The organism is Thiocapsa bogorovii (assembly GCF_021228795.1).
Lineage (GTDB): Bacteria > Pseudomonadota > Gammaproteobacteria > Chromatiales > Chromatiaceae > Thiocapsa > Thiocapsa bogorovii.
In genome coordinates, this window is sequence record NZ_CP089309.1 from 1,545,015 (window position 1) to 1,558,622 (window position 13,608).

The window sequence follows — 13,608 nt, forward strand, 5'->3', positions numbered from 1 at the left end:
GCCGCGCGGCAACCGACCCATGATCAACGGCCCCCTGATCATCGGCATCTCGTTCGCGTACCTGGGTTTGCTCTTCGCGGTCGCTTATTGGGCCGACCGGCGCGCCGAGCAGGGCCGCTCCGTCATTGCCCATCCAACAGTCTATGCCCTCTCGCTTGCCGTCTATTGCACCGCTTGGACCTTTTACGGCAGCGTCGGGCGCGCCACCCAGAACGGCTTGGGTTTTCTCCCGATCTATCTCGGACCGACCCTGATCGCGCTGCTTTGGGGTTCGCTCCTGCTCAAGATGGTGCGGGTCAGCAAGGCCGAGCGCATCACCTCCATCGCCGACTTCATCGCCTCGCGTTACGGCAAGAGTCAACTCCTCGGCGGCCTCGTGACCATCATCGCCGTGATCGGCGTGGTTCCCTACATCGCGTTGCAGCTCAAGGCGATCGCCTGGAGCTTCACCATCCTGTCGCATTATCCGGATGTCCGAATGCCGGTGCACGGCGACGGACCCTTTTGGCGCGACACCGCCTTCGTGGTCGCGCTGCTGCTGGCCGCATTCACCATCCTGTTCGGCACCCGTCATCTGGATGCGAGCGAGCGCCACGAAGGACTCGTCGCGGCCATCGCGCTGGAGTCCATCGTGAAGCTCGTCGCCTTTCTCGCGGTGGGCCTCTTCATCACCTTTGGCCTGCTCGGGCTCGGCGGGCCGGCACTCCCGCCGATTCGAGGCGACGTTCAGCTGAAACCCTTGCTCGAGCCGAGCATTGCACCCTTCGCAGACTGGTTCGCGATCTCCGTGCTGGCCGGTCTGGCGGTCATGCTGCTGCCGCGGCAGTTCCAGGTCGCGGTCGTGGAGAACAGCGACGAGCGCCATTTGCGCCGCGCGATCTGGCTCTTCCCCCTCTACCTGCTGCTCATCAACCTCTTCGTGGTGCCGATCGCCATCGCGGGGCTCCTGACCTTCCCGGACGGGACGGTCAACGCCGATACCTTCATGCTGACTTTGCCGATCGCCTTCGACCGGCCCTGGCTCGCGCTCCTGGTCTACATCGGCGGGCTCTCGGCCGCCACCGGCATGGTCATCGTCGAAACCATCGCACTCTCGACCATGGTCAGCAACGACCTGGTCCTGCCGGCACTGCTGCACCGCTGGCGTCGACGACCGCCCGCCGCGGACCTCGGGCGGCTGCTGCTGAGGATCCGGCGCGGCGCGATCGTCGTGATCCTGCTGCTCGGCTTTCTCTACTACTGGCTCGCGGGCGAGGCCTACGCCCTGGTGGGAATCGGCCTGATCAGCTTCGTCGCCGTCGCACAGTTCGCTCCGGCCGTCATCGGGGCACTCTATTGGCGAGGCGGGACGCGCGAGGGCGCGCTTGCGGGCTTGTCCGCGGGCTTTCTGGTCTGGATCTACACCCTGCTCCTGCCGTCGTTCGTCAAGTCCGGCTGGCTCCCGCCCGCGTTCATGGAGTCGGGCCTCGCCGGGCTCGACATCCTAGCCCCGACGGCGCTGTTCGGCCTGAGCGACTGGAACGAGATTACGCACGGTCTCTTCTGGAGCCTGACCGCGAATATCGGCGCCTTTCTATTCGTCTCCTCGCTGCGCGCGCCCAACGCCGCGGAGGCGTCCCAGGCCGGGATCTTCGTCGATGCCTCTCGGCGCACCGCACTCGCAAGCGCTCCCTTATGGCGCGGGAGCGCCGAGATCCCGGAGTTGATGAGGCTAGCCGAGCGCTTCCTCGGATCGGTGCGTACCCGCGCGGCCTTCCGGCAATACGCGCATCTGCGCGGGCTGGACTCGCCGGACGCACTCCCGGCCGATGCGGAGACCGTGTATTTCGCCGAGACGCTCCTCTCCGGGGCGATCGGCGGCGCCTCCGCCCGGGTGATGGTCGCCTCGGTGACCGAAGAGGAGCCGCTCGGGCTCGACGAGGTCCTGAACATCCTCGACGAGGCATCCCAGATCCGCGCCTACAGCCGCCAGCTCGAGCAGAAGTCGCAAGCCTTGGAGACGGCGACCGAGGAGCTGCGTGCGGCCAACATCCGACTTCAGGAACTGGACCGCATGAAGGACGATTTCATCTCTTCGGTCACCCACGAGCTGCGCACGCCGCTCTCCTCCATCCGCGCCTTTTCCGAGATCCTGTTCGACGACCCCGACATCGATTTCGAGCAACGCCGCCGCTTCCTCGGCATCCTGGTCAGCGAGACCGAGCGGCTCTCGCGCCTGGTCAACCAGGTGCTCGACCTCGCCAAGATCGAATCCGGCCATGCCGATTGGCGCTCCGAGGTGGTGGAGCTTCAGACGGTCATTCACCAAGCCGTGTCGGCCACCGAGCAGTATGTCGAGGAACGCGGCTGCCGCGTCCGTCTCGAGCTACCCGACGAGTCGGCCCTGGTCTGGGGCGACCGCGACCGCATCGTGCAGGTGCTGGTGAACCTCTTGTCCAACGCCGCCAAGTTCGCCCCGACTGGATCCGGCGAGGTCTGGATCCGTCTCACGTCCGACAGCGCCGGTTGGCGGGTCTGTGTCGAGGACAATGGCGACGGCATCCCCGCGAGCGACTTGGAGCTGATCTTCGAGAAGTTCCATCAGACCGCGCGCGGCGGCATCAAGCCGGGCGGCACCGGACTGGGTTTGCCCATCAGCCGTCGCATCATCGAGAATCTAGGCGGTCGCATCTGGGCGGAAAGCGCGCCCGGAAAAGGTGCTACCCTTTGCTTCGAGCTGCCCGCCCATTCGGGGACCCCAACGGACCGAAGGCCTGATCATGAGCCCAACCATGAAAAAGCGGATCCTGATCGTTGACGACGAGCCCAACATCGTCATCTCGCTTGAATTTCTGATGATGCGCGAGGGTCACGAGGTGCGCGTGGCGCGCGACGGCGAGGCCGGCCTGGCCGCCGTGCGGACCCATCGTCCGGACCTCGTGGTGCTCGACGTCATGATGCCGAAGCTCGACGGCTTCGCCGTCCTCGAGGCGGTGCGCTCCGATCCCGGGCTCGCCGGGACACGCATCCTGATGCTGACCGCGAAGGGACGCGAGTCCGAGCAGAACAAGGGGCTCGCCCTCGGAGCGGACGCCTATATGTCCAAGCCCTTCTCGACCCGCGACCTGGTCGACAAGGTCAAGGAACTGCTCGATCGCACCTGACGAGAACGGAGCAACAGCATGCCCGAGACCGATCATCCGGTGAGCGAAACGTCGGATCTCATGGCCGCGGGGGGGACCGGCCAGGGTCTTCTGCGCAGTTTGGAGCGGCGAGAGCCCTTGATCGTCGGCCCCGAGACCAGCCTGCGCGAGACCCTCTACCATTTCAGTCAGGATCATCTGGACGCCGCCGTCGTCTGCGATCCCGCGAGCGGCCTGCCGCTCGGTCTGATCCGGCTGCGTGACATGCTGCATGTCATCGGCTTCGAGGGCGGCGGGCTCGACGACCCTGTCGCCGTCCACATGATCGGCGCACCACTCACACTCACCGCCGATGCACCCGCACATCGCGCACGGGTCATGATGGCCAAGCGCGGTGTCGAGCACCTGCTCCTCACCGAGCACGACGGACGCCTCTTCGGTCTGGTCAGCCAGGCCGACCTGCTCGGACTGCGGGCCGGCGGTGCGGAGGTTTTGATTGCGGGCATCAAGGCCGCTCGCGACGTCGAGGCCATGGCGCTGGCCGCAGATCGGGTGCGGCGGCGCGGCGCGGAGCTCTTCCATTCAGGCATGGGCGTGGAGACACTCTGCTACTGGATGTCCGGCCTCAACGACCTGATCTCGATGCGGGTCATCGAGCTGATCGAGGACGAGTTCGATCTCCCCGCCGTGCCCTGGTGCTGGATGGCCTTCGGCTCGGAAGGTCGATTGGAGCAGACCTTCTCGACCGATCAGGACAACGGCTTACTCTTCGTGCCGCCGGACCCGGACAGCACCGAGCCGGTCCGTCGGGCTTTCCTGCCCTTCGCCCAAGCCGTCAATCAAGCCCTGCATTTCTGCGGCTTCGAGCGCTGCCGCGGCAACATCATGGCCGGCAACCCCAACTGGTGCCTGAGTGCGGACGAGTGGCGCAGACACTTCCAGAGCTGGCTGCATGTACCCGAACCGGAGGCACTGCTCAATGCCGTCATTTTTTTTGACTTCCGCCCCCTCTACGGCAGCGACGAACCGGTCGACCGTCTGCGCGACTGGCTGAGCCGAACTGCACCCGAGCAGACCCGGTTCTTCCACTGTCTCGCGGAGCAGGCGCTCGGTGTCGCACCGCCGCTCGGCTGGGCCGGACAATTCGCGTTCGATCGCAACCGTGACTTCCCGCATACCATCGATCTCAAGCTCCAGGGCGCGCGCTTCTTCATGGACGCCGGCCGCCTTTGGGCACTTAGGCACGGCATCTGGGCGACCAGCACCGCCGAGCGTTTGCGCCTGGCCGGTGCGGCAAGACAGCGCGACCCGGAAGAGGTCACCGCCGAGATCGAGTCCTTCCACTTGATCCAGCGGTTCCGCATCCACCAGCAACTCACGACCAAGGACTCGGAGGCCGTCAACCGTATCGACCCCGACGACCTCAACGAGCTGCACCGATTGATGCTCAAAGAAGCGTTCAAGCAGGCCAAAAAGCTCCAGACGCGCATCAAACAGGAGTTCGCCCCGTAAGGTGCGCCGACGCTAGGTCACGGTTCAGAAACAACGGTTGTCAGTTCAGCGCGGCAGAAGTATCGAGACCATTCGTTGTCGTTGTCGTCATCGACCATCGATACGAGCACGACAACGACAACGAAAATGATCTCCGGCGGTCTCGGACTCTCTGCACGATACCGCCGACTACGGGGCAAAGACTGCTGCGAGGATCACAACAACGAGCAGGATCGCCGTTTCGGTGATCTCGACGAGCGCACCGGCGGTATCTCCGGTAAACCCGGCGATACGGTTCATCATGGTCCGGCGGGATAGACCAAAGACCAGAAGCGTCATGACGCAAAGCACGAACCCGCTCCAGCCGGCGAGCGAGACGCTGACGATCCCCGCAATCAGGGTGACCGCCCAAGCCGCGCGACGCGGCAGCTGCGCCACCTGCTCGGAGGCCATCCCATGGGCCCGGGCATAGGGTGTGGTCAGCATCAGGAGCGGCAACTGCGCACGCGCCAACAGCGGAACCAGGATCAGGAGCCAAACCGAACCGCCGGCCATGAGGGCCTGGAGCGCGGCCCATTTCGCAATCAAGACGAGCCCGATCGCGGTCACCGCGGCCGGTCCGCTGCGCGGGTCTTTCATGATCTCCAGGGTCCGCTCGCGGCTCGCGATCCCGCCGACCCAGGCGTCCGCGCTGTCGGCCAGACCATCCAGATGCAGCGCACCGGTGGACCAGACCCAGAGGATCAGGATCAAGGCCGCCGCGACGCCCGGATCCACGGGCACGAGCGCGCCCCCGCCAAGCGCCAGCAAACAGCCCAGCAACGCCCCGATGAGCGGATACCAAGGTACCGACAGACCCGCATGCAGACCCGCAAGTCCGGGTTCGATCTCACGGGGCTCTGGAAACGGCAGCCGCGTTAGGAGACGTCCGGCAAGCCAAAGCGGACGCAGGTCCACTCAGGGAGGTCCGTGGCGCATGAGACTGGGTCGCCCAGGAGACTCCGGAATCCGCAGTCGGGACAGAGAAGCCGGGGGGACTTCGATCAGGAGCGATGCCTCGGGCGGCATCCGCAGCACCTCGGCGAGGACGACCCGAATCACGCCGCCGTGGGTGACGGCCAGTGTGAAGTCCTCGCCCTCCTCGCACACCTGACCCCAAGTCGCCATGACCCGCTCGCGAAAGACGTCGAAAGGTTCCCCGCCGGGCGGCGCGTAGCCGACCGGATCATCCCAAAACCGGGTGAGCTCCTCGGACGGGATCTGATGCGCGGCCAGTCCTTCCCAGGCACCGAATCCGCGCTCGCGCAGCCCGGACAGGCTGGATACGGGAAGTTTGCAGCGCTCGGCAAGGCGCTGTGCGAACGCGCTGCAACGCAGCGACGGCGAGCAGACAATCCGCGTCCAATCCGGATTCTCGGCGGTCGCGCGCGTCATTTGCTCCCAGCCTTCTGCACTCAGGGGATCGTCATGTCCGCCCCGAAAACGCGCGCCACCCTGTGCCTCGCCATGGCGCAGCAGATCCACGAAGCGATCCTGCATCAGGCCTCGCTCACGCCGGCCTCGCCGAAGGTCGCCATCTGCTGGTGCAGTGTGCAGGCCAGCCGCAGCAGGGGCACGGCGACGGCCGCGCCGCTCGCTTCGCCGAGTCGCAGTCCCAGATCGAGCAGCGGGTCGGCATCCAGCGCGTTCAGGATGCGACGATGCCCGGGTTCTGCCGAGCTGTGTGAAAACAACAGCCAATCGCGAACCTCCGGCTGCAGGCGCACGGCCGCAAGCGCAGATGCACTTACGATGAAGCCGTCGACCAACACCGGGAGTCCGCGCTGTGCGGCCGTGATGAAGGCACCGACCATGGCGGCAAGCTCGAAGCCGGAGAGACGGGCCAGAAGCTCCGACGTCGTTCGACCCGAGGTGGCGTGCAGCACAAGCGCCCTGGTGATGACCTCGGACTTATGCAGAACCCCGGGCTCATCGAGCCCAGTGCCGGGCCCGACGATCGCAGTGGCCGGCAACTCCAGCAGCGCACAGGCCAAGGCCGTGGCCGCGGTGGTGTTGGCGATCCCCATCTCGCCGCAGATCAACAAACGCGCCCCGCTGTCCACCGCACGCTCGGTCGCGGCGCGACCGGCATTCATGGCTGCGGCGAGTTGCTCGTCGGTCATCGCCGGCTCGCGCACGATGTTTCCGGATCCCGGGCCGATGCGCTCGGAGCGTACGTTCGCGATCGGCCCGGGATCCTCGACCGTCCCGAGATCCGTGATCTCCATGCGCGCATCCAGTGCACGGGCGAGCACCGAGATCGCGGCGCCGCCCCCGGCGATGTTGCGAACCATCTGGTTGGTCACGGCCTGGGGGAAGGCCGAGACCCCCTCGGCCGCCACCCCGTGATCGGCGGCGAACAGCAAAATCTGCACCGGATCGGGGGACGGCGTGGGGGTGCCCTGCAATCCGGCGAGGCGGATCGCAATCTCTTCGAGACGTCCCAGAGAGCCGCGTGGTTTGGTGAGCTGATCCTGCCGGCGCCGCGCCGCATCGGCGGCCATGGCATCGATCGGCAGGCAAGGTTGGCTCACCCAGCGCAGACCTTCGATCATATCGGTTCTCCTTTCAGCACGAGCGGTAGACCGGCCACGGTCAGCACGACACGGTCGCAGCACGCCGCCAGATCTTGGTGCAGCACACCGGCCAGGTCGCAGAACCGCCGCGAGAGCGCACCGAGCGGTACCACACCCATATTCGTCTCGTTGCCGACCATGATGAGGCGTCCGGGCACCCGCGAAACCACATCGAGCAATGCCCGGATCTGATCGTGCAGACCCGATTCATCCGTTTCCATAAGCCAATTCGTCAACCAGAGTGTAAGACAGTCGACCAGGATGCAGCGATCGGGCGCACCTTCGCGCGCCAGCACCTCGGCCAACAAGAGCGGTTCTTCGATGAGGCCCCAGTCGGGCGGGCGACGGTCACGATGCCCGGCAATCCGCCGGGTCATTTCGGCGTCCCCCGCCCGGGCGGTCGCGACATAGACAACCGGAAGTGTACTTTCGACCGCCAGACGCTCGGCCAGCCGACTCTTGCCCGAGCGCACCCCGCCGAGGATCAGGCAGCGTCCGCCCGCGTCGGAGCGGGGGCGATGCGGATCATCCAGACTCAGAGCTCGACCCCTTTCTGCGCCATGATGCCGGCATCGAAGGCATGTTTGAGCGGGCGCATCTCGGTGACCGTGTCGGCGATCTCGATCAACTCCGCGGGAGCCGCACGTCCGGTGACGACCGCATGTTGATGGATGGGACGATTCTGCAGGGCATCAAGAACCACATCGAGCGGAACCAGGCGGAGCTTGAGCGCAATGTTGAGCTCGTCCATCACCACCATGCCGAACGCGGGATCGGCGAGAAAAGCGGCCGCCTTCTCCCAGGCGGCCATGGCTGCACGCCGGTCGGCCTCCGCGTCCTGAGTCTCCCAGGTGAAGCCCTCGCCCATGACGTGATACTCCAGCTCGGGGAAGCGCCTGAAGAAAGCCTCCTCCCCCGTCGCGAAGCTGCCCTTGATGAACTGGACCACGGCAACCTTCATGCCGTGGCCCATCGCGCGAGCGACCATCCCGAAAGCCGAGGAGCTCTTGCCCTTGCCGTTGCCGGTATTGACGACCAGGACACCGCAGTCCTGGTCCGCCCGCGCAATGCGGGCATCCACGAGCTCCTTTTGGCGCTGCATGCGCCGGCGATGGCGCTCCTGTAAGCTCTCGTCGGTCATTGCGGGCGGGCACGCTCGGAACGCGCACCCGGCAGAGCGCGAGCGAGCGTCAGATGAACCACGGCGGCCAGACCCACATAGACCATCAGATGCAGCAGGGTCGCCGGCATGTAGGTCGCAAAGCGTCCGAGCAGCTCAAGCGCGCTCAGGTCAGCGAAGCGACCGGAGAAGAGATAAAAGCCGCCGCTGGCGAAGACCTCGGACAGAACACCGCCGAGAAGCAGCGTACCGAAGAGCAAAGGCAAGCCTTCCTTGGTCATCTCGAGGCGGCCGGCGGACCAGCGCCCCATCCCCCAGACCACACCGTAGGCCGGAACCAACATCCAATAGGCCGGGGTCATGCAGTAGCCGCTCACACCGCCCCAGCCGATGGCGGTCAGATCGATGACGGTCGCCAGACCGAACAGGGCTGGGAAGCCCCAGATCGAGCGCAGATACAGACCGGCCAAGAAGAATACGGCCAAAGAGGCATCCGGAAGATGATGAGCCAGCGGTGCAAACTGCTGGCCGCGGGTCGCCGCCATGAGCGCGGCCAAACCAAGGCCGATCAGGATACGGCTGCGAGAATCTGTGATTGGGGTCATGTGGTCGGATCTCCTGGTCGCGTCGCCGGGGCGACAATGTGGTGTTGCTCAAATCTCGTGCGGCCATTGTAGGTGGTCGCACGGGGTGTCGAAAGCGGAGCGACGTAGGGTGTCTACGGCTCATATCTCAAGGTCAGGTAAAACGCCCTCCCGGGCTGGTTGAACAGATAAGCGGTCTGGTAATCCTCGTCGAGTGCATTCTCCAGTCGCCCCTGGATGCGTACCGCCGGGGTGAAGGCATACTCGGCGCGCAGACCCAACAGGGTATATCCATCCAATCGCTCGTTGTTGGCCAGGTCGTCGAATGTTCGCCCGGCGACATAGAGGCTCAGGCCCGCCGACCAACGCTCGAACCGGCGGTCCAGATCGAGCTGGACCATCTGCTCGGGGCGCCTAGGCAGCAGGTTACCCTGATTCGGCCCGTTCGACCGGTTTTCGGGATCCAGCAGGGTGAGACTCGCGCCGAGATCCCACTCCCGAATACTCAGCATGCCGGACGCCTCGAAGCCGCGGATGCGGGCCGAGGCGATGTTGGCCGGGGCATAGGTGACCGCATCGAAGGCGATCAGGTCGTCGATGTCGGTCTGGTAGAGACTCAGTTCCCAGCGACCGAGAGGGAGGATTCCGGTCAAACCCAGCTCGACGCTGGCCGACTCTTCGGGAGACAAATCCGGGTTGCCGAAGCCGGGATAGTAGAGGTCGTTGAAGGTCGGCGCCTTGAAGGCGGTACCGTAGGATGCAGAGACGCGAATCCCTTGCTCGAACAGATAACCCCAAGCGACGTTGCCGGTCGTCTGTCCGCCGAACTGCTGGTAGTCGTCGTATCTGAGGCTGGCGGCAAGCTCGTTCGCCCCAATGGAGCCGAGATATTGGCCGTAGACACCCGTGTTGCTTCGCGAGTCGTCAGTGTAGTCCACGGTGCCCGAGATCCGATCGACCTGGTAGTCCAGACCCAAAGTAAAGAGTTGATCCGGGATCAAGGCGAGATCGTTCTGGATGCCGAAGTTGTCGCGCTCGGTCTCGAAGCTGTCGACGAAACGCTCGGACACGAAGGCGTCGGAATAAAACGCCCGATACTTGTCCTGACTCCGACCGGCCGAGAGGATGAGGGTCCAGGGATCGAGCGGACGCAAGGTGCCTTCCACGCCGAACACTTGCTGCTCGGAGCGTGAGAGGTTGCCCGAGAAGATGGAGCCGTCGAAATCGGTGCGATTGTCGGAGGTGAGAAGACTGAAATCGACCTTGGCCCTGTCGGTGAACGCATAGCCGGCGCGTGCACTCACGCCCAGGTTGCGGTAACCGTCGCGATCCGGCTCGTCCACGCCGCAGCCGGCGAAGGGGAAGGCGCGGCCATCGCAGGCGTTGATCCCTTCGGTCTGCTCCATGTTGGCGCCGACGTCGAACCAGCCACGCTCCCCGCCGCCGGAGATGCCGCCTGCGATACTCGCCGTGTCGAAGCTCCCCGCGCCGACGCTGAATCGTGGTCGTAAGGGACCGCCACCGCGCCGGGTGAAGATCTGGATCACGCCGCCGATCGCCTCCGAGCCGTAGAGGCTCGAGCGCGGGCCACGCACGACCTCGATGCGCTCGATCTGAGCGATGGGTAGATCCTGCAGCGGTGCGGTCCCGAGGGTCGCCGAACCCACCTTCACGCCATCGATCAGGACGAGCACATGGCCGGCATTGGTCCCGCGCAGGAAGAGCGACGAAGGCTGACCGGCCCCGCCGCTGCCCGAAATGGAGACGCCCGGCAGGCCGCGCAACGCATCCGGAACCGAGCGAAACTGACGACGCTCGATCTCTTCGCGATCGATCACGCTGACCGACGCCAGGGTCTGATCTTCGGACTCCGGCGTGCGCGTTGCCGTCACCACGAGGGGATCAAGGGTCACGGTCTGGGTGTCCGCATGAAGCGGCAGACCGAACGACAGCGACAAGGCCGCCGCCACAACTGGGATTCTCATCGACAAACTCCATCAGAGGCCCGAGCGCACCCGCGGGGGCCAGCAGAAGAAGGGGTCGAGAGAGCGACGTCGGGCGAGAGCGGAGCCGCAGCAGAACGACGGGGCCGGCATCCCGGCCGGCCGCCCCGCGCGACCCCGGTTCGGGGCTCCGCCAGAGGCCTCGAAAACGCCAAGGGCCGACGGCAGGTCGGCCCTTGCACGCGCGCGAAACGTATCGGTACGGTCCCCGATCATCCGGCCGGTCTCCGGGCTCACGAGCGGGGTCGAACCCCGGACGCGGCGCCTTCCCGTGAGGACTCACAGTGGCATCTCGCCGCGTCTTGACTCGTCTACCGTTGCGGGGGCAGCGTCGGATTTGCGGGTCCCGAGGACACCGCGCACCGTCTTCCCGTTTAACCCGGAAGGCGAAGGCCTTCGAGGCACCGAACAATCAACGCAGCACTGTAGGGTTTTTGGAATCGGCGCGTCAATCCGCAGAGCGCTTCTTCGAGGCCTAGCGCTGACCTGGATCAATAGACCGAGCACACGCGGGTCAGAAGATGGTGCTGATCAGATAGGAGGTGTAGGCGACAAAACAGCCGAGGAGGAGCAGCCCCTCGAGTCGATTGATCCGACCCGGACCACGAAATCCGTAGCCGATGACGAACAGGGAGAGTGTCAAGGCGCCCATGACCATCATATCGCGCGAGACCACCTCAGGTGGCACCGTCGTCGGATGGATGGCGCCCGCGATCCCGACGACCGCAAGGGTATTGAAGAGGTTGGAGCCGATCACGTTCCCGAGGGCCAGGTCGTGCTCGCCCTTGCGCACGGCGATGAGCGAGGAGGCCAGCTCGGGCAACGAGGTCCCGATCGCCACAATGGTCAGACCGATGACGAGGTCGCTTACACCCAGGCCGTGGGCGATCTCGACCGCACCCCAGACGAGGATGCGCGAGCTGACGATCAGGAGCACCAGGCCGACGGCCAACCAGGTCAGGGCGCGAGGCAGCGGTATGGGATGCGCTTCGAGCGACTCTACCACCTCGCCGGCCAGGGTATCGGAGCGCTGACGCAGACCCTCTCGGATCGACCAGCCCATCAGGAGCGCAAATACAATCAAGAAGGACCAGGCATCCATGCGCGTGAGCTCCCCGTCCCACATCACGAGCACGGCGAAGGCGGTCACGGCCGCCAGGATCGGCAACTCCTTGCGCAGGATACTCGAATGCACGGCGATCGGGCTGATCAACGCCGTCAGACCCAAGATCAGGGCAATGTTCGTGATGTTTGATCCGTAGGCGTTGCCCAACGCCAGCCCCGGATTCCCCTGAGACGCCGAGATGGCGGAGACCACCATCTCGGGCGCGGAGGTACCGAAACCAATGACGACCATGCCGATCAAAAGCGGCGGCATGCCCATGTGTCGGGCGGTCGCGGCAGCCCCGTCGACAAAGCGATCCGCGCTCCAGACCAGCAGGGCCAAACCAACGATGACGGCAAGTATCGGCAGAGCCATAGCGAGCGGGACGCCTCCTCGCGAGAATCCGGATGTGAAAAGGCCCCGCATTTTATCAGCCCGGAGCGTCGCGGACGCAGCCTCGCACCGCCGGATGGACGACGTGACCCGCGACCCTCCGCCCTCGCCCTACGGCTTGAATAGGGTGCTGATCAGGTAGGATGTGTAGCCGACATAGCAGGCCAGGAGCAGCAGTCCCTCGATGCGATTGATGCGACCCGGTCCGCGGAACCCGTAACCGATCACGAACAACGACAGGGTCAGCAGGCCCATCACCATCATGTCGCGCGAGATGACCTCCGGGGGCACGACCATCGGATGGATCGCCCCCGCGATCCCCACCACGGCGAGCGTGTTGAACAGATTCGAGCCGATGATGTTGCCCAGGGCAATGTCGTGCTCGCCCTTGCGCGCGGCGATGATCGAGGAGGCGAGCTCGGGCAGCGAGGTTCCCACGGCGACGATCGTCAAACCGATGATGAGGTCGCTCACACCGAGCGCGTGCGCGATCTCGACCGCTCCCCAGACCAAGAGTCGCGAGCTGACGATCAGAAAAACGAGGCCAATCACCAACCAGAGCAGCGCGCGGCGCAACGGCATCTCCGCCGCATCGAGCTCCTGCGTCATCTCCCCGGCCAAGGCATCGGAGCGATGTCGAAGACCTTCGCGAACGGTCCAAGCCATCAGTGCCGCAAACACGCCCAGGAAGGCCCAAGCGTCCATTCGAGTCAAGTCGCCGTCCGCGAGCATGAAGACGGCAAAGACCGTGACTGCCGCGAGGATCGGAAGCTCCTTGCGGAGCACGCTTGAGTGAACCGCGATGGGGCTGATGATCGCGGTGAGACCCAGGATCAACGCGATATTGGTGATGTTCGAACCGTAGGCATTCCCAAGCGCGAGCCCGGGGTTGCCCTGCATGGCTGCCAAGGCGGAGACGACCATCTCAGGGGCCGAGGTTCCGAAGCCGACGATCACCATGCCGATCAGCAAGGGCGGCATGCCCAGATGTCGGGCGGTCACGGCGGAGCCTTCGACGAAGCGATCGGCGCTCCACAGCAGCAATGCCAGACCGAAGACGACGGAGAATGAAGCTAGAACCATAAAGAGCGGAGACGCCTCGTCATAGTGGTTGGATCCAACAGGCTGCGGAGTCTACAGCGCCGACGGGAAGGTGCGAAGCGCCCGCGCTTCGC

At 65.2% G+C, this 13,608-nt stretch carries 12 protein-coding genes and 1 riboswitch; of the genes, 3 read left to right on the forward strand and 9 right to left on the reverse strand.

All coding sequences use genetic code 11. The features are described from left to right. Positions 1 to 19 precede the first annotated feature (19 nt). The 3 genes from LT988_RS06935 to LT988_RS06945 are packed head-to-tail and all read left to right on the forward strand — an operon-like array spanning position 20 to position 4,634. Positions 20 to 2,797 carry a sensor histidine kinase gene (locus LT988_RS06935; protein WP_232409474.1) on the forward strand — a complete coding sequence of 926 codons (2,778 nt, stop codon included), beginning with the start codon at positions 20 to 22 and terminating at the stop codon, positions 2,795 to 2,797. Then, on the forward strand, positions 2,772 to 3,143 hold the full coding sequence (locus LT988_RS06940; RefSeq protein ID WP_232410528.1) for a response regulator transcription factor: 372 nt from the start codon (positions 2,772 to 2,774) through the stop codon (positions 3,141 to 3,143). The genes LT988_RS06935 and LT988_RS06940 overlap by 26 nt, the downstream gene beginning before the upstream one ends. Positions 3,144 to 3,161: 18 nt before the next feature. Then, entirely contained in the window at positions 3,162 to 4,634 is a 1,473-nt protein-coding gene (locus tag LT988_RS06945; protein ID WP_232409475.1) for a DUF294 nucleotidyltransferase-like domain-containing protein, read from the forward strand. A 168-nt stretch (positions 4,635 to 4,802) separates the two neighbouring features. Here the strand turns inward: LT988_RS06945 and LT988_RS06950 are convergent, their stop codons facing one another. From LT988_RS06950 to LT988_RS06990, 9 genes are all read right to left on the reverse strand, one after another. Continuing rightward, positions 4,803 to 5,570 carry an adenosylcobinamide-GDP ribazoletransferase gene (locus tag LT988_RS06950; protein ID WP_232409476.1) on the reverse strand — a complete coding sequence of 256 codons (768 nt, stop codon included), beginning with the start codon at positions 5,568 to 5,570 and terminating at the stop codon, positions 4,803 to 4,805. Then, positions 5,571 to 6,152, reverse strand: a complete 582-nt coding sequence (locus LT988_RS06955; RefSeq protein WP_232409477.1) for a histidine phosphatase family protein — start codon at positions 6,150 to 6,152, stop codon at positions 5,571 to 5,573. It lies immediately after the preceding gene. Continuing rightward, positions 6,152 to 7,207 (reverse strand): nicotinate-nucleotide--dimethylbenzimidazole phosphoribosyltransferase, encoded by a 1,056-nt coding sequence (gene cobT, locus LT988_RS06960; protein WP_232409478.1) that lies wholly within the window; start codon positions 7,205 to 7,207, stop codon positions 6,152 to 6,154. The genes LT988_RS06955 and cobT overlap by 1 nt, the downstream gene beginning before the upstream one ends. Beyond that, positions 7,204 to 7,761 carry a bifunctional adenosylcobinamide kinase/adenosylcobinamide-phosphate guanylyltransferase gene (gene cobU / locus LT988_RS06965; RefSeq protein ID WP_232410529.1) on the reverse strand — a complete coding sequence of 186 codons (558 nt, stop codon included), beginning with the start codon at positions 7,759 to 7,761 and terminating at the stop codon, positions 7,204 to 7,206. The genes cobT and cobU overlap by 4 nt, the downstream gene beginning before the upstream one ends. 2 nt (positions 7,762 to 7,763) lie before the next feature. Then, a complete protein-coding gene (gene cobO / locus LT988_RS06970; RefSeq protein ID WP_232409479.1) occupies positions 7,764 to 8,369 on the reverse strand; it encodes a cob(I)yrinic acid a,c-diamide adenosyltransferase in 606 nt (201 codons plus the stop codon). Next, positions 8,366 to 8,953 carry a hypothetical protein gene (locus LT988_RS06975; protein ID WP_232409480.1) on the reverse strand — a complete coding sequence of 196 codons (588 nt, stop codon included), beginning with the start codon at positions 8,951 to 8,953 and terminating at the stop codon, positions 8,366 to 8,368. The genes cobO and LT988_RS06975 overlap by 4 nt, the downstream gene beginning before the upstream one ends. A 113-nt stretch (positions 8,954 to 9,066) precedes the next feature. Next, positions 9,067 to 10,917: a TonB-dependent vitamin B12 receptor gene (btuB, locus tag LT988_RS06980; RefSeq protein ID WP_232409481.1), complete on the reverse strand. Its 1,851-nt coding sequence runs from the start codon at positions 10,915 to 10,917 to the stop codon at positions 9,067 to 9,069. A gap of 219 nt (positions 10,918 to 11,136) precedes the next feature. Continuing rightward, a riboswitch (cobalamin riboswitch) is annotated at positions 11,137 to 11,359 on the reverse strand. Between the two features lie 90 nt (positions 11,360 to 11,449). Then, complete coding sequence (locus LT988_RS06985) at positions 11,450 to 12,415, reverse strand: calcium/sodium antiporter (RefSeq protein ID WP_232409482.1); 966 nt, start codon at positions 12,413 to 12,415, stop codon at positions 11,450 to 11,452. Between the two features lie 129 nt (positions 12,416 to 12,544). Then, positions 12,545 to 13,516 (reverse strand): calcium/sodium antiporter, encoded by a 972-nt coding sequence (locus LT988_RS06990; protein WP_232409483.1) that lies wholly within the window; start codon positions 13,514 to 13,516, stop codon positions 12,545 to 12,547. Positions 13,517 to 13,608 lie beyond the last annotated feature (92 nt).